This window comes from Rhizobium phaseoli (genome assembly GCF_010668805.1).
Classification (GTDB): Bacteria; Pseudomonadota; Alphaproteobacteria; order Rhizobiales; family Rhizobiaceae; genus Rhizobium; species Rhizobium phaseoli_A.
In genome coordinates this window covers 175506-201224 of record NZ_WUFT01000001.1, presented here as the reverse complement: position 1 = coordinate 201224, position 25719 = coordinate 175506, and the positions used below count along the sequence as shown (strand labels likewise).

Here is a 25719-nt window from a genome sequence, read left to right as displayed (position 1 = left end):
TCGTCACGGAGCAGGTGCATCTGCCCCACTATGCTCAACTTCTGCCCCGATCCGCTCAAAACGCTCAGGTTCGCCCCGCACATGGCGCGGACTGACGCCAAAGCGCTCTTTGAACCGAGCCGAAAATTGCGAGGGAGAATCGTAACCGACCTCAAGCGCGACCTGCGCCATCGGCAAGGTTGTGGTTTGAATGAGGCCAAGGGCGCAATTCATCCTGGTATCGCTCAGGATCTCGCTGAAACCGGTCTTCTCGGCGGCCAGCCTGCGCCTGAGCGTCGCTTCGCTCATGTTGAAGGCGCGCGCCGCGTGCCCCAGCGTCCAATCAAAAGCCGTATCGCCTTCAATCATCTGCCTCAGCCGATCCTCAAGTCGAGGGCTCTGGCTCTGGCCCAATACCGCGCCGCAGAGCGCAAACCAGGTGATCAGCTCCATCAGACGCGCCTTGGCAATGGCGCCGGGAAGCCGCGTCAGATTGCCGGGCTGACAGCAATAGTCAAACAATGCCGCTGCTTCCTCCGGCAGGGTCGAGGCGCTTGCCGGGAGCGGCCGAGAAGGAATGGCCACCGACCCCATGCTAAGATAGGCATCTTCGAAGAGCGGCCTGGGAACAGGAAGCGCCAGGGTCTGATATTTCTGCGGCGCCTTGGGAATATTCTCCATTGTCAACGGTCGATAGTCGGGCAGCAGGCCATATGCGCCCGCCTCGAAGCGCAAGGCCTTATCATCCGCCATGACGATCTTCGTTCCCGATTGCACCTGGATCAACAAGGGGCTGGTATTGACGAGACGATAAAAACAGGCCCGCCCACCTTGGCGGATCAAGGCCCTGGTCGGAATGGGAAAGACATCGTCCAGCATAGGTTCTCCGGCAACGGATGGAGCGGAGCGCGACCGCTTCTCCCTTTGGGTGGGATAGCAAAACCACGTGCCAGCGGCAACCTTGGGGCCGGGGCACAGACCATGGTCGAGCGGAAGTGACTTTACCTATGCCCCCATCTGCAGCCTTGATCGTGCCGTACTCGGCGGGCTTTCATGCAAACGGTTCCAGGCGCGACGCAGCTGCCGCGCGGAGCCGAAGCCGGCGCGCATTGCGACGGCCTCCATGTCCAGCCGCGAACCGGCGAGCATCTCGCGGGCGAGCGCCACGCGCATACGATTGACGAAATCTGTGACGCTCATACCCGTCTGTTCGTTGAACAGCCGCGAGAGGTTGCGCGGGCTGGCGCCGCTGAGGCGGGCAAGTGCGGCGACCGACCAGTCCTGAGCCGGATCGGCCACCACTGCGTCCTGCGCACGATGAATGACCGGATGGATATGGTTTCGGCCTTCAAGCCAGGGCGAAAGCTGCGGGTCGGAGCCGCCGCGCCTGAGGTAGACGACGAGATATCGCGCCACTGCGACAGCGCATGCGTGGCCCGCCGCTTCGGCGACGATATGCAGCATGAGGTCGATGCCGGCGGTGATGCCGGCGCTCGTCAGGCGCTCTCCGTCCTCGACATAAAGCCGATTCTCCCGGACGCGCGCCGTGGGCGCAAGCCTGATCAGATCTTCCATGCAGCCGTGATGGGTGGTGCAATCGTAATCGTCGAGCATACCCGCCTCGGCGGCGAGCAATGCACCCGAACAGATCGAGGCCAGGCGAATTCCCGGACGAATGGCGCGTCTCAACCATCCGACGATGGCAGCCTCATCGGCGCATCCCCGTTCGCCATGCTCGAGGCCGTTTTCCATCGGGGTGTCGGCGCTGCCGGCAATGACGACGAGCGCGCCATCCGGCAATCGCTCCGGCAACGGAGCGACGCCGGTAACGGCAAGACCGATCGAGCTGCCGACCGTCGCCGACGGACCGATATAGGTGACGGTAAAGCGCACACTGCGCTGTTCGAGGTTTGCCTTGCGCAGCACCTCGATCGGGCCGGCCACGTCGAGCAAAAGGATGCGCGGCGGCACGATGACGAAAACCGGGATATCGAGGGGCTGCGCAGGGTCGGTCATGCAGCGAGCAGCTCCCCACGGCTGGCCAGTGCCTGTTCGACGGTCGCGATCCGCGCGAAACGACCGGAGAGGACAAGTTCGGTCCGGTCCCGGATTTCCCTGGCGCTCCAGCTGCGTCCGGTGGCGTCGGTCATCGGGAATGTCAGGGTGGCTTCGCCGACATAATCGACTTGATAGCCGAGATCCGAGGCGTGACGCGTCGTGGTCTCGCAGCACTGTTCGGTGCGGATGCCGGAGACGAGGAGACGGCGGACGCCATTCTCGGTCAGCCACACGTCAAGTCCCGAACCGACGAGAGCGCTATGGCGGCTCTTCCTGAAGGTCGCCTTCGGTGCGATCCGGAGGGGGCCAAGCGTTCTGACGAAGCCGGAGCTTTCCGAGAACGGCCCGCTTCCATCGACATGAAAGATCTGTATGACGGTTATGCCGCGGGCTTCTGCACCGTCGATCAAAGCCTGCTGGCGATCGATATAGGCGGAGGCGAGCTCATCATCCCAATAATCGCAATGCCTGAAGGATTCCTGGGCGTCGATGACGAGAAGAACGGTATCATGATCGGACATTTTTTGCTCCTTCGAGATTGATCATGACGTCATATTCCGTGATTTGATAGTGGCGCGAAATGCACGCCGCGGACAAAGAGCGGACAATTCACGCCAACAGCTGAGTTCAACGGCAGACCCTAACGCCTGGCGGAGGTCCTGATGTGATCGACCAGCGCTCGCAGCTTCAGCGGCTGCCGCTGGCGCCTGGGATAATAGAGATAGAAGCCCGGAAACGGCGGACAGAAATCTTCGAGAAGCGGCACGAGTTCGCCTCGTTCGACATAGGGCTGAAAGGTTTCCACCATGCCGAAGGTAATCCCGGCGCCGGCGCAGGCCATGCGGATCATCATGCCCATGTCGTTGGTCGTGACCGCGGGATCGACGGCGACGTCGAAATCGCGGTCATTTTCGGTGAATTCCCAGCGATAGGGCGCCGTATCCGGGCGCGGGCGCCAGCCGATGCAGGCATGACCCTGCAGTTCGCCGGGATGGCGGGGACGACCGCGGCGCTCGAGGTAGGCGGGGGATGCCACAGCATATTGCCTCTGCCGCTCGGAGACCGAGATTGCGATCATGTCCTGCTCGATCACCTCACCGAGCCGGACGCCCGCGTCGAAGCCGGCCTCGACGATATCGAATTCGTCATCGGTGATGGTGATATCGAGTTTGATCTCGGGGCAAGCCTGCATGAAACCGGCCAGCAGGGTGCCGGACAGAAAACTCTCGGCAATCGACGAGACGGTGATCCTGAGCAGGCCGCTCGGGCGCGCCTGCATTTCCCGCACCGTCTGCATCGCATCCCTGACCTGCCGCACCGACGGGCGAACCGCCTCGAAGAACACCTCGCCGGCCTCGGTCAGGCTGACGCTGCGCGTCGTGCGCTGGACGAGCGCAACGCCGAGGCGATCTTCCAGGCGCTGTAAAGCCTGGCTGACGGCGGAGCGGGTGACGCCCAGCCGCTCGCCGGCAAGACGAAAGTTGCGCGCCTCCGCCACCGCAAGAAAGACCGAAATTCCTTCGAGATCATCGACCATTGGTTAGCATTTCTAACCATGGCATCCCGGATTGGCAACTTAATCACGTCGACCAAGGAGACTATCTTCCTCTCGAGGCCAAGCAACGCAGTGTTCATGGACAGGCCTCTGTCGAAAGGAAGACCGATGCAAAACATTTCAGCGAGACCTGTTCTGCATATTTTCGCCGCAACCACGCTGGCCGGCACGGCGATCGGCCCGTCAGCCACGGATGCCCTCAACGACCGGCAATCCGTGCGTCAACAAACAAGCGAGAACATGATGCAGCACCATCCCTATGTCGGCATGTGGGTCACGGATGACGGTCGTGTGCGCCACGAACTTCTGGCCAACGGCCGTTACGACGAAGCCCGCGGCAACCGGGAAAGCGCCTATCGCGGCCGCTACCAAGTCACCGGAAGCCACATCGAATATTGGGACGACACCGGCTTCACCGCCGACGGCGATTTCGTCGACAGCAACACACTCCATCATGGCGGCATGGTGTTTCGCCGCAAATAACCCATCACTCAGGATAAGGCCGTTTCCGGCCGGAAAGGATGGCGATCATGTCTTCCACCACACCCATCTGGTTCATAACAGGCGCGTCGTCCGGCCTCGGCCGGGCGCTTGCCACAGCGGTTCTCGCCCGTGGCTGGCGCGCCGCCATTACCGCGCGCAGACCCGAAGCCTTGAAAGATCTCACGGCAGAACACGGCGACCGCACCCTCGCTCTCGCGCTCGATGTGACGGATGCCCGCTCCGTCGCCCGCGCGGTTCAGGACGCCGAAGCGCATTTCGGCGCGATCGACGTGCTCGTCAACAATGCCGGTTATGGCTACCTCTCGGCGATCGAAGAAGGCGAGGATGCCGAGATCCGCGCCCAGTTCGAGACCAACGTCTTTGGCTTGGTGGATGTTACCAAGCAGGTTCTGCCGGGCATGCGCTCGCGCCATCGGGGGCATATCTTCAACGTCTCTTCGCTCGGCGGGCTCGTCGCCTTCGCCGCGACCGGCTATTACCATGCCACCAAATTCGCGGTCGAAGCCCTGTCGGAGTCGCTTTTCCATGAGGTCAAGCCGCTCGGCATCGATGTGACGATCCTCGAGCCCGGCGCCTTCCGCACGGATTGGGCCGGCCGGTCGATGGTCGAATCCAAAACCGTGATCGACGACTATGCCGAGACATCGGGCAAGCGGCGCCAAGCCACCCGTTCGGTCTCCGGCAAGCAGCCGGGCGATCCGGCGCGCGCCGCCGCCGCGATCATATCGGCATTCGAGGCGGATGAGCCGCCGCTGCGCCTGTTGCTTGGCGGACCCGCCCTGAGGATCGCCCGCGAACGGCTCGATGCGCTGCGGGCAAATTTCGACGCCTGGGCGGAGACGACGCTCAGCGCCGATTTCCCCAGCTGATCGCCCGAAAAACACTTATCGAAAAATGGAGCTTGAAATGACGAATGTGGAAGGAAAAGTAGTTGCCATCACCGGAGCCAGCAGCGGCATCGGAGAGGCCGCGGCAAGGGTGCTGGCTGCCGCAGGCGCCCATATCGTGATCGGCGCGCGCCGCACCGAGCGGCTGCAGGCGCTTGCCGGCGAAATCGAAGCTCGGGGCGGGACGGTGCGTCTGCGAAAACTTGACGTCACCGACCGTTCCGAGGTCGAGGCTTTTGCCGGTTTTGCCAGATCGGAATTCGGCCGGCTTGACGTCATCGTGAACAATGCCGGCGTCATGCCGCTTTCGCCGCTCGACGCTCTCAAGGTCGACGAGTGGGACCGGATGGTCGATGTCAACATCAAGGGTGTGCTCTACGGCATCGCCGCAGCCCTGCCGATCATGAAAGTGCAAGGATCGGGGCAGATCATCAACCTGTCTTCGATCGGCGGTCACAGCGTCTCGCCAACGGCCGCCGTCTATTGCGCGACGAAATTTGCGGTGCGTGCGATCTCGGACGGGCTGCGGCAGGAGACCGATCGCATCCGCGTCACCGTCATCTCGCCCGGCACGACGACGTCGGAACTGGCCGAGACGATCACCGATGCGACCGCACGCGACGCCATGAAAGCTTTCAGGGCGGTGACGATCAGCCCCGAGGCCGTCGCCAATTCGATCCTCTACGCCATCAGCCAACCCGACGACGTCGACGTCAGCGAGATCATCATCCGACCGACGGCGAGCCCGCATTGAGCAGCTGGTATTTCGGCTAAAGGCCCAGCGACTGCTGGGCGGGCGGCGGCGGGGCGAGGTTGACGCCCTCAAGCTCCAGCATGCGGGCCTTGGACGACGAGCCGCCTGGCGCGGAGAAACCGCCGATCTTGCCACCGGCGGCCAGCACCCGGTGGCAGGGGATGATCAGCGCGACCGGGTTCTTCGCCATCGCCTGGCCGACGTCGCGCGCGACCTCCGGCCCGGCGCCAAGCTCTTTCGCCAGCGCGCCGTAGGTGGTCGTATGGCCCCAGCCGACACGCCTTGCCGCCGCGTAAATATCCCTTAAGAAGGCATCCTGGCCGTCAAGGTCGAGTTCGACACCGGAAAAATCCGTTTCCTCGCCCTGGAAATAACGCTTCACGGCGGCCACCGTTTCGAGCACATCCGGGGTCGGCGCGCCGGGTTCTGCCTCCGGCAGGCGGCGCAGCAAGAGCCGCTCGGTCGCTTCCGCTGACTTCGTCGGCAGCTGGAAGCGGGCGATGCCGGCGTCGCTCCAGGCGACGCCGCAGAAACCGCCTGCGGTTTCGAAGATGAGATAGTGATGGATCGTCTGGGCCATGACACAGCCTCCGCGTTTTCGATTACCACTAAAATCGTACGGGACGGCCGCTGTTTCAACCCGATTCTCGCGTATCTTGTTCTTTTTTTGTTCTTGATATTCTCCCTTGCCGGCGTATCTTTCACCTCTTTTTTGGAGCGCGAGGCGGTCATGACGACCTGACAGGCCATGAACCAGTTTTCCTTCGATTTCGACCATGGTCAAAATCAGCGCGGCCGGGCGGGTGAAAGCCGGACCGGCGGTCACAGGCTTTTCTTTGCACCCCGCCCGCCTGCGATCCTCGAACGGCAAGCGGCTTCGATCGCCGATGACTATTGCAAGACCTTCTCGCTTTCCGCAAAACCGCGGCTGACGACCCTGCATGTGAGCGTTATCGGCATCGGCGACTATGAAGTGTTGCCGGAGGACGTGATCTTTGCGGCCCGGCAGGCCGCCGCCACAGTCGAGGGCGCGCCGATCGCGGTCACCTTCGACAGGATCATGAGCTTCAAGCGGGAAGGCAAGGCGCGGCCTCTGGTGCTGTGCAGCAAAGACGGGCTGATGCCGCTCATGCGACTGCATGTCCAGCTTGGTGTCGGCATGTACAATAACGGGATTGCCGCATAATATCGGCCGCGATTTCACGCCGCATATGACGTTGCTCTATGATCGCAAGGCGGTGCCGCCGACGAGCCTCGACAGGCCGGCCTCATGGACGGCTCGGGAATTCCTGCTGATCCACAGCGTCCTTGGAAAAACCGAACACCACATCATCGATCGCTGGCCGCTGCTCGGCTGACGGCAACGGCATCTCCGGACCAAAGCTTGCACTTCCGCGATTTCCGCGCATAAAGCTGGACGAACCGCCGGGATGGCAAACGCGGAGGGAAGGCAGCATGGACGTTTCAGAAATCATCATCCCCGGCGATACGCCAGGAATGGAGTGGCGGCTGCCGGTGCTGCGTTTTGCAGGCCACGATCCGAAGGCGCCGAAGATCTATATCCAGGCCGCACTGCATGCCGGCGAGCTGCCGGGAACGGTGCTCCTGCATTTCCTCTGCGAACGGCTGCGACAGGCGGAAAGCGAAGGCGGGATCGCCGGCGACATCACCATCGTGCCGCAGGCCAATCCGGTCGGTGCGGCGCAATCGCATTTCGGCGAGCTGCAGGGCCGTTTCGATCTTGGGTCACGCACCAATTTCAACCGGGATTTCCCGCTGATCTCCATTGCCGATCGGGCCACACTGATCGAAGACCTCGACGATTATCCGGCTACCGACAGGCTGAAGCGGCAGCTTTTGCATATGGCGCTGGGCGCCGATCTCGTCCTCGATCTGCATTGCGACGACGAATCCCTGCAATATGCCTATATCGACGAGGCCTTCTGGCCGGAGGCGGCCGATCTTGCCGCCGCACTCGACATGCAGGCCGTGCTGCTTTCGGATGGCGAGAGCTCGGCCTTCGAAGAGGCCGTCGGCTTTGCCTGGACATATGAGGTTCCCGGCGAACGCCAATCGCGGCTGGCGGGCAAGCTTTCCGTCACCGTCGAGCTGCGCGGCAAGCGCGACGTCGATCCGGTGCTGGCAGAGAAGGATGCGGAGGGGCTTTGGCGGTTCCTTGCGGCACGGGGGATCGTCGGTGACGTGAACGCGGAGGCAAAGGCGTTTTCCGGCCCGGCCGTGCCGCTCGACAATGTCGAGATCATTCGCGCTCCTGAAGGTGGGGCCGTGCTCTTTCATCGCAGCATCGGCGACAGGGTTGCAGAGGGCGAGCTTCTGGCGACGATTGTCACCCGCCCGGGTCAGCCTGGCGGCAGCATCGAGCTCCGCGCGCCGCAGGACGGGTTGATCCTGACGCGAACGTCCGACCGGCTGGTACGGCGGCGCGGCGACCTGATGAAGATCGCCTGCGACAGCCCAAGCGACGCCTTGCGCAAGGCCGGCACGCTGGAGAATTGAGCCGGGCCGGATCCCGGCGAGCGCCGGGATAAAAGTGTCGCACGGGCGTTTGCGCCGGTCTTCTTGCATGGTATCTCGCTGCGATCACAAGGAATCGACCGGGCATGACCGTCACAATCTATGGCATCAAGAACTGCGACACGATGAAGAAGGCCCGCAGCTGGCTGGAAGAACACGGCGTTGCCTATGCGTTTCACGATTACAAGGCGCTCGGCATCGACCGCGCCCATCTTGAAGCCTGGATCGATCAGGCCGGGCTCGATACCGTGCTCAACCGCGCCGGCACCACCTTTCGCAAACTGCCGGATGCCGAGCGCGAGAACCTCAGCCGGGAGAAGGCGGTCCAACTGATGCTCGACCAGCCGTCGATGATCAAGCGGCCGGTGCTGGAAGCCAGCGGCAAATTACTGATCGGTTTCAAGCCGGAGATTTATGCCGGCGCGTTTTCAGGCTGAAAGACAGGCAACACCCTCCCGAGCTAGAGATGTCCAAGACCACGCGCGCGACACAGGTTCTTTCCCAGGCAGGCATCGCCTTCACCGTGCATGCCTATGACTACGACCCGGGCGCCGAGCGCGTCGGCCTGCAGGCGGCGGAAGCCCTTGGCGAAGCGCCGCACCGGGTGCTGAAGACGTTGATGGCCGAGGTGGACCGCAAGCCGGTCTGCGTCGTCGTGCCGTCGGATCGCGAAGTCAGCATGAAGAAGCTTGCCAGCGCCTTTCACGGCAAATCGGCCAACATGATGAAGCCTGCCGATGCCGAGCGGCTTACGGGCTATCATGTCGGCGGCATCAGCCCCTTCGGCCAGAAGAAATCCGTGCCGACGGCGATCGAGGAAACTGCCCTGGCCGAACCGCTCGTCTATATCAATGGCGGCCAGAGAGGGCTGCAGGTGCGGCTCGATCCAAAGGATGCATTGAAGGCCTTGAAAGCGGTCGCCGTGCCACTGATCTCCTGATCAAAGGAAACGAGCCAGTAAAGCCGTTATGGTATTTGCCTCGTTCTCGGCAAGCTTGCAGCCAATATGGGTTTCGATCGACCTGGCATAGACCGCCCACATGCGCTCTCGCAGTTGCAGCCCGGCATCGGTGATCACGACCCAGCGGCCGCGCGCATCCTCGTCAAAGGTCTCGCGGCGGACCAAGCCCTCCCTTTCCAGCCGGTCTACCAGACGGGAGAGATTATATTGCGCAAGCAGCGTCCGCTCTTCGATCTCATAGGGGCGCAATCGCCCGCCCTTTGCCCTCGCCAGCTCCCAAAGCACGTCGTACCAGGAAAGCGGCGGCATTTTCGCGGTCTTGAACTCGGTTTCGATCGCCGCAAGAAGTCGATCGCGGGCGCGCATGATGTGTATCCATGCGCTGGTCGCGGCTTCGCTCGGCGTCGTGGTTTTATCGGACATAGATGCAGTTACATTTAACTTGATCGCCGGCGCAATCGCTATTATATGCATTTGCATCTATCGTTGCTATCGATATTTTCAGCCGCGGCGTGCGGCATCAAGGAGAGCGCCATGAGCAAGCTTACATTGATCAGCCACCACCTCTGCCCCTATGTGCAGCGCGCCGCGATCGCGCTTCTCGAAAAGGGCGTGCCGTTCGAGCGCATCAACATCGATCTTGCCAACAAGCCGGACTGGTTCCTGAAAATCTCGCCGCTCGGCAAGGTGCCGCTGCTGCGGATCGAAGAGGAGGATGGCAGCGAGGCGGTGCTGTTCGAAAGCAGCGTGATCTGCGAATATCTTGAGGAAACGCAGGCGGGGACTGCGCTGCATCCCGAGGATGCGCGGACCCGCGCCCGTCATCGCGGCTGGATGGAATTCGGCTCGTCCGTGCTGTCCGATCTCTGGGGTTATGAAACGGCGCAGGATGAACTGCAGCTGGAGGCCAAGCGCAAGGCGCTCATCGCAAAATTCACGACGATCGAAGGGGCGCTGGGCAACGGGCCCTATTTTTCCGGCAGTGGCTTCAGCCTCGTCGACGCCGTCTTCGCGCCGGTGTTTCGTTATTTCGATCTCTTCGACACACTCGGCGACAGCGGCATCTTCGACGGGCTCGAGCGGGTAAAGCGCTGGCGCAGGGCGCTGACAGAGCGCGCGAGCGTCCGGGCCGCCGTTGGCGAGGATTACCCCGAGCGGCTGACGGATTTCCTCAAGAAACACGACTCGATCCTGCTCAGGCAGCCCGCCGCCGTGTAAGCGCGCTAGTGGCCGGGTGTCGATCCGGCTACTGGCAATTCAGCGGTGCTACGCTTCATTTTCGCCGCAAACGGGTTTAAGCCTGCCGTCCTCTCAGTCTATGACAGAAGGCAGGTTGAACCATGACTTTCATGCCCCAGAGCCAGAACACCATTGATCCCGTCAAGCTGGAGAAGCTTGCGAAAGTTGCCGTCAAGGTCGGGCTGCAGCTGCAGAAGGGTCAGGATCTGGTGATTACCGCGCCGGTGGTGGCGCTGCCGCTCGTTCGCCTGATCACCAAACACGCCTATCAGGCCGGCGCCGGCCTCGTCACCGCCTTCTATTCGGACGAGGAAACGACGCTTTCGCGCTATCAGCATGGCAGCGACGAGAGCTTCGACCGCGCCTCCGGCTGGCTCTACGAGGGCATGGCCAAGGCCTATGCCAACGGGACGGCCCGTCTGGCGATCGCCGGCGACAATCCTTTGCTGCTTTCAGAGCAGGACGCCGACAAGGTCGGCCGCGCCAACCGCGCCACATCCACCGCCTACAAACCGGCGCTGGAAAAGATCTCGAATTTCGACATCAACTGGAACATCGTCTCCTATCCCAATCCATCCTGGGCCAAGGTGGTCTTCCCCGACGATCCCGAACCGATCGCCATCGCCAAGCTCGCCAAGGCGATCTTTGCCGCCTCGCGCGTCGATGTCAGCGATCCCGTCGCCGCCTGGGCCGAGCACAATGCAAATCTGGCCAAGCGCTCCGCCTGGCTGAACGGCGAGCGCTTCGCTTCGCTGCATTTCCAGGGACCGGGCACCCACCTGACGGTCGGGCTTGCCGACGGGCATGAATGGCATGGCGGCGCGTCGACCGCTAAGAACGGCATTACCTGCAATCCGAACATCCCGACCGAGGAAGTCTTCACGACGCCGCATGCGCTGCGCGTCGAGGGCCATGTCTCGAGCACCAAGCCGCTTTCGCACCAGGGAACGCTGATCGACAATATCCAGGTGCGCTTCGAGGCTGGCCGCATCGTCGAGGCCAAGGCCTCGCGCGGCGAAAAAGTCTTGAACAAGGTGCTTGATACCGACGAGGGCGCGCGGCGGCTCGGCGAAGTGGCGCTGGTGCCGCATTCCTCGCCGATTTCCGCCAGCGGCATCCTGTTCTACAACACGCTGTTCGACGAAAATGCCTCGTGCCACATCGCGCTCGGCCAGTGCTATTCCAAGTGCTTCCTCGACGGCGCGACACTGAGCCAGGAGCAAATCAAGGCGCAGGGCGGCAATTCCAGCCTGATCCATATCGACTGGATGATCGGCTCGGATAAAGTAGATATCGACGGCGTCAAGCCGGATGGCTCGCGGGTTCCGGTGATGCGGCAGGGCGAATGGGCCTGACCGGCATCATTATGCGCTGACTGAGCCAGACGCTGGCAAGCACCATGACGAGGCCGGCGATCTGCGCCGGCGCCAGGCTCTGGCCGAGCGCCAGCCAGCCGAGCAGCGTCGCGACCAGCGGGCTCAAGAAAGCCGAGTGATGAGACTGCCGAGGGTTCGATGCGCGACAGGCCGCGAAACCACAGCAGATAGGTAAAGGCAGCGAAAGGGCGGAGATGACGGCATTTGGGAAGAAGTTCTGCCGCGCTTACAGCATCGCTTCTGCAATCATATCGGCATCCTCATTGTTGATGCCGAACAGACCGAAACGGAGCTGGTAACCCCAATTGGGGCCGACCTGGGTGAAGGCAAGCCGGCCGAGCAGCGGCCGGATCGGGGTTTCCTCCGCAGGCCGCCAATCGACATCCCGCCGCCAAGGCCTGAAGCCGCTTTCCATCTCGACCTGGTAAGGCGCGCCATCGCGTGCCAGGCCGATCGCGGTGAAAGCTTGCAGGCGGTCCTTGCCGCCAAAGACGACGGTGGGCGAGTAGTAGATCACACGATCCCCCGGCGTAATTCGCCTGAGGGGTGACGCCTTGCCGTGACAGACCTGCATGAAGCCGACTTGACGGCCGATGCGGACATGCGCTGCGGAGGCAACGGCGATCCAGGCCTTGGCCATGGCTCAAACCTCCTCGGACACGGTGTAGACGCGCAGGCGATGCCCATCGGGATCGGCAGCGACGAAGCTTCGGCCGAAGCCAAGATCGGCCGGCGCCATGACGATGTTGGCGCCCTTGGCCTGCCAATCGGCATGGGTCGCATCGACCTTGCCGGCCGTGGAAACCTTGAACCCGATCTCGCTGCCGCCGCCTGTTGCCGCCGGCGCGGGCTCCACGCCGGCCTTGCCCCAGAGACCGAGCCCCAGGCCGGACGGCAAGATGAACATGGCGAAGGTTGCACTTGTCTCCACGGGCTCCTGCCCAAGCAGCATGGTGTAGAAGCGGGCGCTGGTCGGGGCGTCGGTCACGTAGAGCAGAATGCTGTTTTTGTCGGTCATAAGGATCTCCCGTCGTTGGTTGGACGTTATGACCTTACGATCTGATACTGCCAAAAACTGGCAGTATCATTTGCCTCCAGGCGATATTCCCTGGATCTCCCGCCACTGTTTCAGCAGCGCCTGCCGGCGTTTGGGATAGCGGGCGTCGAGCGCTTCCGCATGGGCAATTCGATCCGTGCGAAAAGAGCGGAAATCCTGGCGGAGTTCGCACCAGCCGAGGAGGACACGCACCTGGTCGAAAAAAGCCAGCGCAAACGGCCACACCACACGCTCCGACCCGACGCCGGCGCCATCGCGATAGGACAGGGAAAGCTTGTGTTCGGTGCGGATCGCCTTGCGCAGCAGGGCCGGATCGACCGAATCGACAGGGATGCTGACGCCAGGCCCCACCAGAAGCGCAGAGGCATCCAGCTCGTCGCGCAGCTCGGGCGGCAACACGGCGGCGATCCGTGCCAGCGCATTTCGCGCCGCATCGCGCAGATGACCGTCAGCTCTGTCCGCCACCCACCGGGAGCCGAGCACAAGCGCCTCTATCTCCTCCGGCGGAAACATCAGCGGCGGCAGCAGAAATCCCGGTTTCAAGACATAACCAACGCCCGGCTCACCCTCGATCGCGGCGCCCTGGGCCTGAAGGCTGGCGATATCGCGGTAGAGGGTGCGGATACTGACGCCGATTTCGTCGGCCAGCACCGCGCCACTCACCGGCCGACGATGGCGGCGCAGCACCTGAAGAAGGTCGAGGAGGCGTTCTGAACGGGACATGCAGGCAAATCTATACATTCCTGCCACTGCCAGATAGTGGCAGGATTAGACTGCACGCTTTTGCGTTCGGAATTGCGCAAAAGCGAAGAGATAGAGCATTTTCGTGATTCGAAGAAAACCGGAAATACTCTAAAAAAGACTTCCCTGCTTCGACGGATCGCCGGCTTCCGGCTTGGCGGGCCGCTTCCTCAGCGAAGCCGGCGGCAGGCCGCCTTCGGTGGTCACCGCGCCGATGCGACCGTCGGAAAATTCGATCGAGACCGCCGTACCGGCCGAAACCCCTGCGGCTTGCGAAACCGGCCTGTCCTCGTCGTCGCGGATCACCGCGTAACCGCGCTTCAGCACGTTCTTGTAGGAGAGCGACTGCAGCACGCGATCTTGCGCCGCAAGCGCGGCTTTTGCCCGGATCAGCCGATGGGATGTCGCGGTATCGGCGTGCCTGACGAGATTGGCGAGATGTTCGCGGGCGCGGCCGGTCTGCGCCTGCAGGCGGGCGGGCAGTGTGGCGAAGACCGCCTCGGCACGGCCGACGCGGGATTTCGAGCGGTCGATCAGCCGCTCGACCATGCGCTCGGCCCGCACGATCCGCTCATTCAGCGTCTGGCGGCGCTCGGCGATGCGGCCGGAGAGCAGATCGGGGCGCAGATGCGCGGCGACGCGCTCGAAGCCGCGGCGCTTGTTGATGGTGTTGAGCTCCAGGCCGCGGCCAAGACCGGCCGCCGCCTCGTCGAAACGCCGGCGCGGCAAGGCGAGAAGCTGATCGAGCGACGGCAATGCCCGCATCAGAGCCCGGACAGACTGGCGGCGCTGATCCATCTGCCGGTTCATGCAGCCCTGCAGCCGCGCGGCAAGGGCGGCGGCCTGGGCCTCCAGCTCCGCCTTGACCGGCACCGCCATTTCCGCAGCCCCCGTCGGCGTCGGGGCACGGACATCGGCGGCATAGTCGATCAGCGTCCAGTCGGTTTCATGGCCGACGGCCGAGATCAGCGGGATCCGGCTTTCGGCCGCAGCGCGCACGACGATTTCGTCGTTGAAGCTCCAGAGATCTTCGAGGCTGCCGCCGCCCCGCGCGACGATCAGCACGTCCGGGCGCGGAATGGCGCCGGCCGGCTCCAGCGCGTTGAAGCCGCGAATGGCGTTCGCCACCTCCTCGCCGGACCCCTCGCCCTGAACCTTCACGGGCCAGACGAGGACATGCACGGGAAACCGATCGGAGATGCGGTGAAGAATATCGCGGATGACCGCACCGGTCGGCGAGGTGACGACACCAATCACCCTTGGCATGAAGGGCAGCCGCTTCTTGCGGGCGGCATCGAACAGTCCCTCGGCGCCAAGTTTGCGCTTGCGCTCCTCGATCAGCGCCATCAGCGCGCCGGCGCCGGCCGGTTCCAGCGTCTCGATGACGATCTGATATTTCGAAGAGCCGGGAAAGGTGGTGACCTTGCCGGTGGCGATGACCTCCATGCCCTCTTCCGGACGGAATTTCAGCCGCGAGAAGGTGCCCTTCCAGATGACGGCGTCGATACGGGCACGATCGTCCTTCAGCGCGAAATAGGCATGGCCCGAGGAGTGCGGGCCACGATAGCCGGAGATCTCGCCGCGCACGCGGACCTGGTCAAAGGCCGTTTCGACGGTGCGCTTGATCGAGCCGGAAAGCTCCGAAACCGAATATTCGGCAAGGTTGGTCGGCGAATCGCTGTCGAAGACGTTGCTCATCCCTTCTTTCTATGTCGATCGGTGACAAACTGGAAGGTCGCGGCCATCGCCGAGATTTGTTTTCCGGGCTGTCTACGTCGTTGGCGGCGGGCGCACGCTACGCCACGCATGCTCACCATGCGGCTGTGGCAGCTTGGCGGATTAACAACGAAATCGGTCAAATCCGTTTTGGTTGCGGAACGTATCGTTAGAATGCGCGTTATAGACGAAAGGAGTTGCTAACCACCGCAATACAAAGGCTTTTCGGCCATGGCCGCCGGTAAATCTTTGTTAGTTGGCGCCTCCTATGCTTCCCCTCGTTATCTCTGGGAAGGTGCTGAAAATGATTATTCTCACAGCAGCAGCATTGGGCGTCAGCGCCGGGCAAACGCGCTCGGCTGCCGCAATCGCGTTGGTCGCCGCGCTGATCGGAATAACGTTCGCGGTGGCGGCGATAACCTCGCCCGGACCAGTGTCGATCCTGGCGTTCGTCTATGCCGTGCTCGGCTTTAACGGCGGCCTCATGCTCTTCGTTCTCGGGCTCTTTGCCAATGCCCGCCTGCGCCGCGCGATGCGCGTTTCCCACTAAATTTTTTACCGAAAAATGCCGGCGTCAGTTCGCCGCCGGCCGATAGCGAAAGAACTGAACGCCCACCCCCGCTGCCTTCGGAAGCGGCTCCAGATAGGGCGGGATATTGCCCTTGCCGAGCTCAGCATAAAGGCCATCCGGTTTCAGCTTGGAAAGCTCGCGGGTCTGCGGGTCGTTGGGGCAGAAAGCAAGCACCGCCACCCCCGTCCCCTTCAGGAAGGCTTCCGCCTCCTTCGGCTCCGCCAGGCCGATATGCAGTTCCGTCAGCATGCCGCCCTGATTGCGGTGATACGGCGCCGAGAGAACCCGGTTTTTGGTGAAGCGAAGGATCGGGACACCCATCTGCGACGGTGCGGAGATCAGCCCATCCGGAAGCCCGGCAAGCGGCGCCAGCGCCTCTTTCGAGGTGCAGGAAAGTACCTTTGCCGCCGCCGCCGCCTTCTGCGCGCCATTTTCCATCTGCAGCGAGACAAGTCCGCCGGCGACCGCCCAGGCCGCCGGAACGCTTGCGAGCACCGTCACGATATAGACGAAGGCGGCGGCAACATTGTCGCTGTCGCTGTTGGAGATCCGCCTGATATCGATGATCAGCAGCGCAAGCGGTAGAATGGAGAGCAGGTTCGAGAAAGTCGCGCCGCGCACCTGGACCAGCGCGATCGCCCAGCTGGTGGCGAGCAGGAAGAGCAGCACCAGATGGATCTGCATACGGTCGCGCCGAACGATGCGGAAAATGCAGACGGCGATGCCGAACAGCCCGGCCGCATAGAAGGCACCGATCGAAAAGGGATCGGTACGCGCGAGCACCAAGGCTGACTGCGCTTCCGACACGTTCCTCAGCCAGAGCTCGACCAGCATCGGATCGAGACTGGCCAGCGGGTCGCTCAGGCATTGCGGCGCAATCACCATTGCCGAACCAAGAACGCCGGCCCCGACGAGACCAAGCGTGGCGAAGCGCAGGGGTCGACGCAGGCGGCTTGCAAAGACCGCCGAAAACAACAGCAGCCCGCCGCCGATTGCCGAAAGGCTATAATAACCGAGCGAGAGATTGTCGCAGGTAACCACCGAATAGAGCCGGGGGGGCACCGTTGCGGCAAAGAGGATGCTGATGGCAATCGCCAGCGCCAGGCCGAAGGCCCCTGCGGCAACAGCGAAATTCTGCCCCTCCCATGCCCAGAGCAAAGCGACGGTCAGGCAGACGGCGGCGACGAAAGGCGTCGTCTCGGCGCCGATGGCGATGGCGACCGCTGCGGCGATGCCGGCGATCGCATAGCTCCAGCCGCGGCGCTGCGGATCCAGAAGCATCGCCACCATCGTCGCGACCAGCCCCAGCTGCGCATTGTGATGATCGATGGCTCCCGGCGCGAACCGGCTGCCGGTGTAGATCGCAAGCCCGGTCATGACGAGACTGAGGTGCATGCCGGCAACACCGCCGATACGCCGCCCGGCAACGGCCATGGCGAGCATGGCGGGAAGGACGAGCGATACCGGCCAGACGGCAAGCGCCAGCGCCTCGGCCGTCTCGTGGGGTGCAAACAGGCCGAAGAACCAGATCAGCGAAGCGATCGGCAGATCGATCAGCCTCGACCAGTGCATCAGCGTGCCGCCTTCAAGGCCGAGGCGGTATTGCGTCAGATCGAACCAGCTCTGCCCGGCGAGAAGATCGCGAACCTCGATGAGGCGCATTCCGTCGTCATTGTCGGGACCGACGTAATCGGTCGCGGTGGACAGCTTGGTGACAAGGAGGGTAGCGGCGAGGATGACGCTATAGATAATGACGGTTGGCCAGAGGCGCATCAACAGCCTGCCCAGCCCTCCCCTTGCAGCAGTGGTTACGGAGGAGGCATTGGCGATCGGCTGCACAGCGTTCATCGTGGTTAGCGCTTTGTTTCAGATGGCCGAAGCTTAGCGACCGCCGATCAAGAAAGTGTAAAGCCGCTTGCGGCCGGTGCCGATTTTGCCTGCGTCATAGGGTCTTATTAACGGCGGGTGATTTAGGCTGCGTGCGGCTTTCAGTGTAACGAGTAGAGTCATGGCCCGATCGCGTACCGATAATCCCAAGATTGCCGTCTTGCTTCCCTGCTATAATGAAGCCGCAACGATCGGCGCAGTCGTGCGGGGTTTCCGCGCGACGCTGCCGGATGCGGCGATCCACGTCTACGACAATAATTCCACCGACGGCACCGCGCTGCAGGCAATGCTTGCCGGCGCGCATGTCGTGCGTGAGCGACGCCAAGGCAAGGGCCACGTCGTCCGCCGGATGTTCGCCGACATCGACGCAGACATCTACATCATCGCCGATGGTGACGGCACTTATGCGCCTGGTGATGCCGAAGAGCTGGTGCGCACACTGCTGACCGAGCGCGCCGACATGGTGGTGGGAACCCGGCGCGGCGTTCATGCCGATGCCGGCCGTCAAGGCCATGCGCTCGGCAACCGGCTTTTCAATCTGCTCTACCGGACGATCTTCGGCCCCGACTTCACCGATATCTTTTCCGGCTACCGCGCTTTCTCGCGCCGCTTCGTCAAGAGCTTCCCAGCGGTATCGGGCGGCTTCGAAATCGAAACCGAGATGTCCGTGCACGCCTCGCGGCTGAAGCTTCCGGTCAGCGAACTGGAACTCGACTATGGCCGCCGGCCGGAAGGCTCGCACTCGAAGCTTTCGACATTCCGCGACGGCGCCAAGATCCTCTGGATGTTCGCCATGCTGATGAAGGAAACCCGGCCCTTCGCCTTCTTCAGCACGATCAGCGCCATGTTCATGCTGACGAGCCTCGGCTTCATGGCGCCGGTGCTGGCGGAATATTTCCAGACGGGTCTCGTCAGCCGAATGCCGACCTGGGTGCTGTCGACGGCGCTGATGATGATCTCCTTCATGCTGTTTACCGCCGGCGTCATTCTGGATTCGGTTGCCCGCGCCCGCGCCGAACAGCTTCGTATCCACTATATGAGCCTGGAGACGCCGAGCATGGCCAAGGCTCCGCTCAGCGAAGCAGCGCCCGCATCGCGCGCGCGTCCCGGAAAGGCGGATGCGGCGTGAGAAAGCTCATCCGTTTCGCCATCGCCGGCGGTATCGGCTTCCTGGTCGATGCCGGCGTGCTGGCGGCGCTGCTGCATCTAACGCCGCTCGGGCCGTTTCTGGCGCGGATCGTGGCGATCGCGGCCGCAATGGCGGTGACCTGGGTTTTCAACCGTCGCTTCACCTTCGAGCGGTCCAGCCGGTCGCTGGCCGTCGAAGGCTTCCGCTATGGCTCGGTCGGGGTAACGGCAGCACTCGTCAATTACGGGCTTTATTCCGCACTTCTGCTTTCGCTGCCGGCACTTCAGCCGCTGGCGGCCATGGTGATCGCCAGCATGGCCTCGATGGTCTTCAGCTTCTTCGGCTATTCGCGCTTCGTCTTCCGGACGGAATAGTCAGACGGTTTCCCAGCCGTCCTTCTCGCTGGCACGGTAGATCGCGTCGATCACCTTCTGGTTCAGTTTCGAATTTTCCAGCGTGACGATCTCTTCCTTGCCGCCTTTCACCGCCCGGGCGAAGGCTTCGACCTGCCGCTTGTACTGGCGGCTGTCCTGGAAGCGGAAGATGCGCGATTCATTATGGCTGCGATCGGCAAGCTCGATCTCCTCGGGCCCGAAGCGATTGGCGTTGAACGGCGACTTGACCTCGATGTAACCTTCGGTGCCGTGGAAGATCATGACCTGGCGGTTGGCCATCTGCGTCGAGATATAGAAGCTCAGCTCGAAATCGCCGAAATCGGCCTTGACGCTCGAATAGATATCGGTGCCGAAATCCGGATCCCGCTCGGTGATCGCCTGGATCGAGAGCGGCTCCTTGCCGGTGGAAAAACGCGTGCCCATCACCGGATAGACACCGATATCGGGAAGACCGCCGCCGCCGAGTTCGGGAACGTTGCGCATATTGGCGGGATCGCGGTTGAAATAGGTGAAGGCGCCCTGCACATGCCGGAGCTTACCGATCGCGCCCTCGTCGATCAGCGCGCGCACCTTCTGCCAGACCGGGGAATAGGTGATCATATAGGCTTCGGTGACCACCACGCGGTTGCGGTCGCGAGCGGCGATCACATCGTCGATATCTCCGGCCTTCAAGGCAAGCGGTTTTTCGCAGAGCACGTGCTTGCCGGCATCGGCTGATTTGATCGACCATTCGATATGCTGCGAGGTCGGCAGCGGGATATAGACGGCGTCGATGAGGTCGGAGGCCAGCATCTCCTCGTAGGAGCCGAAGGCATGCGGCACGGAGAAGCGGTCGGCCATCTCCCTTGCGCGCGTGAGATCACGGCTGGCAATCGCCGTGACGACGCAATTTTCCGCGTCCTGGATTGCCGGAACAACATTGTCACGGCCGATCTTTGCCGTTGAAATGATACCGAAGCGCAGCATGATCCAAACCTCCCCAACAGATTTCCGCGAACCATATTCAGGCCTTAGCTGCGGCGCAATGGCGGGGGCTGAAATCACGGAAGTTTGCCTTCCCTCATGCCTGGATCGCGCTAGGTTGTGTCAGAAAGCTGGAGCATGATGCCACCCGAAAACCGCTTACACTTTTCGGCATCATGCTCCGGGACGGCGTTCTGCCGTACCACGATTTCAATCAATACAGGATTTTGGAGAGCGTCATGGAAATGCGGCGGCTTGGAAAAACAGGTCTTTCGGTCGCGCCGATCGTCATCGGCGGCAATGTCTTCGGCTGGACGGCCGACGAGAAAACATCCTTTGCCATCCTCGACGCCTTCTTCGACGCGGGCCTCAACACGATCGATACGGCGGATGTCTATTCCGCATGGGTGCCGGGCAACAAGGGTGGCGATTCCGAGGAGATCATCGGGCGGTGGCTGAAGCAGGCCAAGGTTTCCCGCGACCGGGCAGTCATCGTCACCAAGGTCGGCTCGGACATGGGACAGGGAAAGACACTGAAGGAGAGCTATATCCTGAAGGCCGTCGAGGATTCGCTCAGCCGGCTGCAGACTGACTATATCGACCTCTATCTCTCGCATTGGCCGGATGCCGATACGCCGCACGAGGAAACGCTCGGCGCCTATGCCAAGCTGAAACAGCAGGGCAAGATCCGCGCGATCGGCTGCTCGAACTATGATGCGACGCTGCTGCGGGCCTCCTTCGACGCTGCCGAAAAAGCCGGTCTGCCGCGTTACGACGTGGTGCAGCCGGAATATAATCTTTATGAGCGCACAAGCTTCGAGGGGCCGCTCGCCGAGCTCTGCGTCAAAGAGGATATCGGCGTCATCACCTATTTCAGCCTGGCTGCCGGCTTCCTCACCGGCAAGTACCGTAGCAAGGCCGATACGCAGGGCCGCGCCCGCGAAGGCCGGGTTTCGACATATCTGGACGACAAGGGCCTGCGCATTCTTGCCGCGCTCGACACGGTTTCTGCCGAGACCGGCGCCAAGCCCGCGGAAATTTCGCTCGCCTGGCTGCTGCGCAAGAAGGGCGTGACGGCGCCGATCGCCAGTGCTACCAGCCTTTCGCAGCTTGAAAGCCTGGCGAAATCGGCGACACTGGCGCTTTCCGATGACGCTATGGCCCTGCTCGATCAAGCCGGGAACTGAAAGAGAGGGCCCATGACCGTGACAACACGCGATGTCCGCGCCGAGGACGAAAGCCGCTGGCGCGAACTTTGGGCTGATTACCTCGCCTTTTACGAAGTCACGGTCGATGCCGATATCACCGATTCCACTTGGCGCCGGATTTTCGATCCGGCCTCAGTGATCGCCATGCGGGTGGCCGAGGTCGATGGCAGGATTATGGGCTTTGCGCTCTATCTCACCCACGAGGGCACCTGGATCCGCGGCAGGGACTGCTATCTCGAAGACCTGTTCGTCGATGCCGATGCACGCGGCAAAGGCGTTGGGCGGGCGCTGATGGATGATCTCGTCGCCATCTGCAAGGCCAAGGGCTGGTCGCGGCTCTATTGGCATACGAGCGAGCAGAACAAGACGGCCCGGACGCTCTACGACAGCTATGTCGAGAGCGACGGCCACATCCGCTACCGCATCAGCTTTTGAGTCTGGGCAAACCTTGGTAGAAAGCGGCGTGATCGCCCTCCCAGTTCGCCATGCCCGGCTTGGTGAGAATGCCGCGCGGGCTGATGTAACTCTGGATCACCCGTTTCGGCCGTTCGTGCCACTGGATGTTGAAGGCCCAGAGTTTGGGGAAGAAGCAGAGTGAGGCATAAGGCAGGTGGTCGTGGATCCACCAGGCGAGCCGTTGCCAGTCGCTTTCATCGCTGTAGTGATCGACCATCCACGGCACGACAATGCAGACCGCGGCACCCATGCAGCCGTCGAAGTCCCGCATATCCCAGATGTGATGTGCTGCGGTGGCGGCATTGGTCGAGCAGTTCAGATCATTCTCGTTGCCGAACCGGTTGACCGCGGGCGAGCGATAGCCGGAGCGGATATGCAGGCGCCCGAAGGTTGCTTCCAGCGGCTCCAGCAATTCCTCGCAAAGCCTCCTGCCCGCTTCGATCGCCAGATCGGGATCCTCGGGGATATTGGGAATGCGATAGAAATCGGCAATTTCGGAGTGCAGGAAATCGCGGAGGAAGAAGTTCTGCGACAGCCGCACGCGGCCAAGATCCTCCAGACCCTTCATCGAACCCGGCTTGCGCATGACTTTATCTTCCTCCCACATCGACAGCAGAATGATCGCTCGGAGCAGATTTCCAGTCCACCCGAAATCGATCGGGAACAATTTGCGCAATCCTCGCTTCTTAATGTGTAGCCGCATTCGCGGCCTTTCCCACAACGAGGATCGAGAAAATGGCCAAGGAAAAGACGTTGGAAGATCTGTTCTACGATACGCTGAAGGACATTTATTTTGCCGAACGGCAGATCTTGCGCGCCCTGCCGAAGATGGCGCGCGCCGCCCAGTCACCCGAACTGAAGGCGGGCTTCGAAAAGCATCGCGAGGAAACCGAAGGCCAGGTCGAGCGCCTGCAGCAGGTTTTCGAACTGATGGGCAAACGCGCTCAGGGCAAGACCTGCGAGGCGATCCAGGGCATTATCGCCGAGGGCGAGGAAATCATGGAGGAATTCAAGGGCACATCCGCCCTCGATGCCGGTCTGATCTCTGCTGCCCAGGCTGTCGAGCATTATGAAATCGCCCGTTACGGCACGCTGAAGACCTGGGCGGCGACGCTCGGCCTCAAGGATGCCGTCCGCCTGCTCGACCAGACGCTGCAGGAGGAAACGGCGACCGACAAGACCCTGTCGCAGCTCGCCACCACGGCGGCGAACCAGAAGGCGAAAGCGGCCTGACGGAATGAACAGAAACGGGCGGCAGGTTCCTTGCCGGTCGCCCGTTTCCTCCTAAACATATTTGAAGAAATCGATGAAGGCACGCAGTGCCGGGCGCATCTGCCGGCGGGTGGGATAATAGAGAAACGGCCCGGAATAGGGCGCGCACCAATCCTCCAGCACCCGAACGAGCCCGCCGCTCGCCAGCTCGGCATCGACCCGCATGTCGAACAGATAAGCGAGGCCGGCGCCGTTCAGCGCCGCAAGCAGGGCCAGCCGGTCCTCGCTGACGATCAACGGCCCGTCGACGGAAACGACCAGTTCCTGCCCGTCCTTTTCAAACTCCCAGCGATAGATCGAGCCGTTGGTGAAGCGCCGTTTGATGCAGCGGTGGTGGACGAGATCGCGCGGATGCTCAGGTTTGGGATAGCGCTGGAAATAGTCAGGCGACGCGGCGATCACCGTCGTCATATCGGGCGAGACCTTGACGGCGATCATATCGGCTTCCAGGCTCTCCTCCAGCCTTATGCCGGCATCGAACCCTTCCTTGACGATATCGGTGAAGCCGTCCTCATTGGCAATCTCCAGGGTGATATCGGGATAGAGGTTGAGAAAGTCGCCGAGGCGCGGGGCGAGCAGGAGATCGGAGGCAAAGCGCGGCGCGGTGATGCGCAGGTTTCCGGCGGGCCTGGCGCGGGTATCACGGACCGCCTCCAAAGCAATGCCAATCTCCTCAAGCGCCGGGCGAAGCCTGTCGAGAAGAAGGCGGCCCTCCTCCGTCGGCGCGACGCTGCGGGTGGTGCGCGCCAGGAGCCTGACACCCAGGCTCTCCTCGAGGCTCGAGATCGCATGGCTGATGGCCGAAGGGGCGACCAGGAGCTCCTTGGCCGCGGCCCGGAAGCTGCGATGCTCGGAGACGGCGGCGAGAACGGCGAGTTGCGAGAGTTGTGTCCGGTTCATTGATCGAAATAATAGAACAACCCGTTTGAAACTGCATGTGTTTTCTGATGGATGCGGGAGGAATATGGTCTCTCCGTACCGCCATCCCCCTCACGCGGTTCAAAACCATCTCAGGAGCGCATTATGAAAACCCGCAAACTTGGAAACGATCTGACCGTCTCTGCCGTCGGCCTCGGCTGCATGGGCATGAGCTTTGCCTATGGCGCCAGCGACGAAGCGGAATCGGTGCGGACGCTCAATCGCGCCGTCGATCTCGGCGTCACCTTTTTCGACACCGCCGAGGTCTATGGCCCCTTTACCAACGAGGTTCTTCTCGGAGAGGCGCTGAAACCGTTTCGAAACCGGGTGGTGATCGCCACCAAGTTCGGTTTCAAGATCGATCCTAGCCAGGCTGGCGCTGCCGCCATCGCCGGCGTCGACAGCCGCCCGGAGCATGTTAGAGCGGTCGCCGAGTCCTCGCTGAAGCGGCTGGGGATCGAGACCATCGACCTGTTCTACCAGCACCGCGTCGATCCCAATGTGCCGATTGAAGACACGGTCGGCGTCATGGCCGAGCTGGTGAGGGAGGGCAAGGTCCGCGCGCTCGGCCTCTCCGAAGCCGGCAGCGCCACCATCCGCCGCGCCCATGCGGTGCATCCGATCGCCGCACTGCAGAGCGAATATTCGCTCTGGACACGCGATCCCGAAGAGGATGTGCTTGCCACCTGCCGCGAACTCGGCATCGGCTTCGTGCCCTACAGCCCGCTCGGCCGCGGTTTCCTCACGGGGGCGATCCGCAAGGTCGACGATCTCGCAGCCGACGATTTCCGCCGCCAGGTTCCGCGCTTCCAGGCGGAGAATTTCGGCGTTAACGCGGCCCTTGTCGCCACGCTCGAGCGGCTTGCCGTCGAGAAGGGCGTGACCGCCGCACAGCTGGCGCTGGCCTGGGTGTTGAGCCAGGGCGACGACATCGTGCCGATCCCCGGCGCCCGCAAGCTTCACCACCTCGAACAGAATGCCGCCGCTGCCGATATCGTGCTGAGTGCGGCGGAGCTTGAAGAGCTCGGCCGGGCGATCCCCGTAGGGGAGGTGGCCGGCAAACGCTATTCGGATGCCTCGCTTGCGATGACGAACCTGTAAACCAAGCCCGGCCGGCTGCAACCGGCCGGGCTTGCCTTCCAGCCGAGTGAAACTATTTACCGCCATCTCACCAAGCGGGATGAAAACATGTCGGACAGGCAGGCAGTCGAACAGACGGTTCATCTCTATGTCGAAGGCATGGCCTTCGCCAATGAGGCGGCCTTGAAAAAGGCCTTCCACCCGAAAAGCTCGATCATCGGCTATTACCAGAATGCCGTCGAATGGCTGACGCGGGACGAGTTCATCGCCGCAATCCTGGCGGAGGAGCCGGCGCCGCCCGGAACGCAGCCGTTCATGGATATCCAAAACGTCGATGTCGAGGGCGATGCGGCGAGCGTCAAGGTCACCGACGATTTCGCCGGAATGCGATTCACCGATTATCTCTCGCTGCTGAAGATCGAAGGCCGTTGGACGATCGTCAGCAAGCTCTACCATCTCCACACATGAAAAGACCGGC

31 protein-coding genes and 1 pseudogene are annotated in these 25719 nt (G+C 62.3%); 17 read left to right on the top strand and 15 right to left on the bottom strand.

What is annotated here, in order from left to right:
* Nucleotides 1–3: 3 nt before the first annotated feature.
* The 4 genes from GR197_RS01070 to GR197_RS01055 form a co-directional block, all read right to left on the bottom strand.
* Nucleotides 4–858, bottom strand: coding sequence for a helix-turn-helix domain-containing protein (locus GR197_RS01070; protein WP_164006195.1), 855 nt, complete (start codon nt 856–858; stop codon nt 4–6).
* Between the two features lie 126 nt (nt 859–984).
* A complete protein-coding gene (locus GR197_RS01065; protein WP_164006194.1) occupies nt 985–1995 on the bottom strand; it encodes a GlxA family transcriptional regulator in 1011 nt (336 codons plus the stop codon).
* Nucleotides 1992–2558, bottom strand: a complete 567-nt coding sequence (locus tag GR197_RS01060; protein WP_164006193.1) for an isochorismatase family protein — start codon at nt 2556–2558, stop codon at nt 1992–1994. The genes GR197_RS01065 and GR197_RS01060 overlap by 4 nt, the downstream gene beginning before the upstream one ends.
* A gap of 119 nt (nt 2559–2677) precedes the next feature.
* Nucleotides 2678–3574: a LysR family transcriptional regulator gene (locus tag GR197_RS01055; RefSeq protein ID WP_054182085.1), complete on the bottom strand. Its 897-nt coding sequence runs from the start codon at nt 3572–3574 to the stop codon at nt 2678–2680.
* A 126-nt stretch (nt 3575–3700) separates the two neighbouring features.
* Between GR197_RS01055 and GR197_RS01050 the strand changes: the two genes are divergently transcribed.
* Genes GR197_RS01050 through GR197_RS01040 form a run of 3 tightly spaced genes read left to right on the top strand, consistent with a single transcriptional unit; the run spans nt 3701 to nt 5737 of the window.
* Complete coding sequence (locus tag GR197_RS01050; protein WP_164006192.1) at nt 3701–4075, top strand: Atu4866 domain-containing protein; 375 nt, start codon at nt 3701–3703, stop codon at nt 4073–4075.
* A 38-nt stretch (nt 4076–4113) separates the two neighbouring features.
* Nucleotides 4114–4965 carry an oxidoreductase gene (locus GR197_RS01045; RefSeq protein WP_204330002.1) on the top strand — a complete coding sequence of 284 codons (852 nt, stop codon included), beginning with the start codon at nt 4114–4116 and terminating at the stop codon, nt 4963–4965.
* A 37-nt stretch (nt 4966–5002) separates the two neighbouring features.
* Nucleotides 5003–5737: an SDR family oxidoreductase gene (locus tag GR197_RS01040; RefSeq protein WP_164006190.1), complete on the top strand. Its 735-nt coding sequence runs from the start codon at nt 5003–5005 to the stop codon at nt 5735–5737.
* 16 nt (nt 5738–5753) lie between these two features.
* Here GR197_RS01040 and GR197_RS01035 read toward each other — a convergent pair whose 3' ends face one another.
* Nucleotides 5754–6317, bottom strand: coding sequence for a methylated-DNA--[protein]-cysteine S-methyltransferase (locus GR197_RS01035; RefSeq protein WP_164006189.1), 564 nt, complete (start codon nt 6315–6317; stop codon nt 5754–5756).
* Nucleotides 6318–6485: 168 nt separating this feature from the next.
* On the opposite strand from GR197_RS01035, the pseudogene GR197_RS01030 reads away from it, so the two are divergent.
* From GR197_RS01030 to ybaK, 4 genes and pseudogenes are all read left to right on the top strand, one after another.
* Nucleotides 6486–7095 (top strand): annotated as a pseudogene (locus GR197_RS01030) (2'-5' RNA ligase family protein).
* Nucleotides 7096–7192: 97 nt separating this feature from the next.
* Nucleotides 7193–8254, top strand: a complete 1062-nt coding sequence (locus GR197_RS01025; protein ID WP_164006188.1) for a succinylglutamate desuccinylase/aspartoacylase domain-containing protein — start codon at nt 7193–7195, stop codon at nt 8252–8254.
* Nucleotides 8255–8358: 104 nt separating this feature from the next.
* Complete coding sequence (locus GR197_RS01020) at nt 8359–8709, top strand: ArsC family reductase (protein WP_164006187.1); 351 nt, start codon at nt 8359–8361, stop codon at nt 8707–8709.
* A 29-nt stretch (nt 8710–8738) separates the two neighbouring features.
* Entirely contained in the window at nt 8739–9212 is a 474-nt protein-coding gene (gene ybaK / locus GR197_RS01015; protein WP_164006186.1) for a Cys-tRNA(Pro) deacylase, read from the top strand.
* Here the strand turns inward: ybaK and GR197_RS01010 are convergent, their stop codons facing one another.
* Nucleotides 9213–9656, bottom strand: a complete 444-nt coding sequence (locus tag GR197_RS01010) for a MarR family winged helix-turn-helix transcriptional regulator (protein ID WP_164006185.1) — start codon at nt 9654–9656, stop codon at nt 9213–9215. It abuts the gene before it with no gap.
* A 111-nt stretch (nt 9657–9767) separates the two neighbouring features.
* Here GR197_RS01010 and GR197_RS01005 point away from each other — a divergent pair, with 111 nt between their 5' ends.
* Complete coding sequence (locus GR197_RS01005; protein ID WP_164006184.1) at nt 9768–10451, top strand: glutathione S-transferase family protein; 684 nt, start codon at nt 9768–9770, stop codon at nt 10449–10451.
* 122 nt (nt 10452–10573) lie between these two features.
* Nucleotides 10574–11827, top strand: a complete 1254-nt coding sequence (locus GR197_RS01000) for an aminopeptidase (RefSeq protein ID WP_164006183.1) — start codon at nt 10574–10576, stop codon at nt 11825–11827.
* On the opposite strand, the gene GR197_RS00995 is transcribed toward GR197_RS01000, so the two are convergent.
* The 5 genes from GR197_RS00995 to xseA form a co-directional block, all read right to left on the bottom strand.
* Nucleotides 11775–12017: a hypothetical protein gene (locus GR197_RS00995; RefSeq protein WP_432444191.1), complete on the bottom strand. Its 243-nt coding sequence runs from the start codon at nt 12015–12017 to the stop codon at nt 11775–11777. The two genes, GR197_RS01000 and GR197_RS00995, sit on opposite strands and share 53 nt — an antisense overlap.
* 57 nt (nt 12018–12074) lie before the next feature.
* Nucleotides 12075–12488 (bottom strand): EVE domain-containing protein, encoded by a 414-nt coding sequence (locus GR197_RS00990; protein WP_164006182.1) that lies wholly within the window; start codon nt 12486–12488, stop codon nt 12075–12077.
* 3 nt (nt 12489–12491) lie between these two features.
* Nucleotides 12492–12866, bottom strand: a complete 375-nt coding sequence (locus GR197_RS00985) for a VOC family protein (protein WP_164006181.1) — start codon at nt 12864–12866, stop codon at nt 12492–12494.
* Between the two features lie 66 nt (nt 12867–12932).
* On the bottom strand, nt 12933–13628 hold the full coding sequence (locus GR197_RS00980; protein ID WP_164006180.1) for a helix-turn-helix transcriptional regulator: 696 nt from the start codon (nt 13626–13628) through the stop codon (nt 12933–12935).
* 129 nt (nt 13629–13757) lie between these two features.
* Nucleotides 13758–15344 (bottom strand): exodeoxyribonuclease VII large subunit, encoded by a 1587-nt coding sequence (gene xseA, locus GR197_RS00975; RefSeq protein WP_164006179.1) that lies wholly within the window; start codon nt 15342–15344, stop codon nt 13758–13760.
* Nucleotides 15345–15666: 322 nt separating this feature from the next.
* Here xseA and GR197_RS00970 point away from each other — a divergent pair, with 322 nt between their 5' ends.
* Entirely contained in the window at nt 15667–15912 is a 246-nt protein-coding gene (locus GR197_RS00970) for a hypothetical protein (RefSeq protein WP_164006178.1), read from the top strand.
* A gap of 24 nt (nt 15913–15936) precedes the next feature.
* Here the strand turns inward: GR197_RS00970 and GR197_RS00965 are convergent, their stop codons facing one another.
* A complete protein-coding gene (locus tag GR197_RS00965; RefSeq protein ID WP_164006177.1) occupies nt 15937–17781 on the bottom strand; it encodes a hypothetical protein in 1845 nt (614 codons plus the stop codon).
* Between the two features lie 160 nt (nt 17782–17941).
* On the opposite strand from GR197_RS00965, the gene GR197_RS00960 reads away from it, so the two are divergent.
* Both GR197_RS00960 and GR197_RS00955 read left to right on the top strand, forming a co-directional pair.
* A complete protein-coding gene (locus tag GR197_RS00960; RefSeq protein WP_164006176.1) occupies nt 17942–18949 on the top strand; it encodes a glycosyltransferase in 1008 nt (335 codons plus the stop codon).
* Nucleotides 18946–19323 (top strand): GtrA family protein, encoded by a 378-nt coding sequence (locus GR197_RS00955; RefSeq protein WP_164006175.1) that lies wholly within the window; start codon nt 18946–18948, stop codon nt 19321–19323. The genes GR197_RS00960 and GR197_RS00955 overlap by 4 nt, the downstream gene beginning before the upstream one ends.
* Here the strand turns inward: GR197_RS00955 and GR197_RS00950 are convergent, their stop codons facing one another.
* Nucleotides 19324–20310, bottom strand: a complete 987-nt coding sequence (locus GR197_RS00950) for a Gfo/Idh/MocA family protein (protein ID WP_164006174.1) — start codon at nt 20308–20310, stop codon at nt 19324–19326. It lies immediately after the preceding gene.
* Nucleotides 20311–20546: 236 nt separating this feature from the next.
* Here GR197_RS00950 and GR197_RS00945 point away from each other — a divergent pair, with 236 nt between their 5' ends.
* Together GR197_RS00945 and GR197_RS00940 are read left to right on the top strand one after the other, a co-directional pair.
* Nucleotides 20547–21494, top strand: coding sequence for an aldo/keto reductase (locus GR197_RS00945; RefSeq protein ID WP_164006173.1), 948 nt, complete (start codon nt 20547–20549; stop codon nt 21492–21494).
* Between the two features lie 12 nt (nt 21495–21506).
* Nucleotides 21507–21950 carry a GNAT family N-acetyltransferase gene (locus GR197_RS00940; protein ID WP_164006172.1) on the top strand — a complete coding sequence of 148 codons (444 nt, stop codon included), beginning with the start codon at nt 21507–21509 and terminating at the stop codon, nt 21948–21950.
* Here the strand turns inward: GR197_RS00940 and GR197_RS00935 are convergent.
* Nucleotides 21940–22557: a hypothetical protein gene (locus tag GR197_RS00935; protein WP_164006574.1), complete on the bottom strand. Its 618-nt coding sequence runs from the start codon at nt 22555–22557 to the stop codon at nt 21940–21942. The genes GR197_RS00940 and GR197_RS00935 overlap by 11 nt on opposite strands.
* Nucleotides 22558–22706: 149 nt before the next feature.
* Here GR197_RS00935 and GR197_RS00930 point away from each other — a divergent pair, with 149 nt between their 5' ends.
* Nucleotides 22707–23204, top strand: a complete 498-nt coding sequence (locus tag GR197_RS00930) for a ferritin-like domain-containing protein (RefSeq protein WP_164006171.1) — start codon at nt 22707–22709, stop codon at nt 23202–23204.
* Nucleotides 23205–23255: 51 nt separating this feature from the next.
* On the opposite strand, the gene GR197_RS00925 is transcribed toward GR197_RS00930, so the two are convergent.
* The gene (locus GR197_RS00925) at nt 23256–24143 is read right to left on the bottom strand and encodes a LysR family transcriptional regulator (RefSeq protein ID WP_164006170.1); all 888 of its coding nucleotides are present in this window, start codon (nt 24141–24143) and stop codon (nt 23256–23258) included.
* Nucleotides 24144–24266: 123 nt separating this feature from the next.
* Here GR197_RS00925 and GR197_RS00920 point away from each other — a divergent pair, with 123 nt between their 5' ends.
* Together GR197_RS00920 and GR197_RS00915 are read left to right on the top strand one after the other, a co-directional pair.
* Nucleotides 24267–25262, top strand: a complete 996-nt coding sequence (locus GR197_RS00920; RefSeq protein WP_164006169.1) for an aldo/keto reductase — start codon at nt 24267–24269, stop codon at nt 25260–25262.
* Nucleotides 25263–25349: 87 nt separating this feature from the next.
* A complete protein-coding gene (locus tag GR197_RS00915; RefSeq protein ID WP_164006168.1) occupies nt 25350–25709 on the top strand; it encodes a nuclear transport factor 2 family protein in 360 nt (119 codons plus the stop codon).
* Nucleotides 25710–25719: the final 10 nt, after the last annotated feature.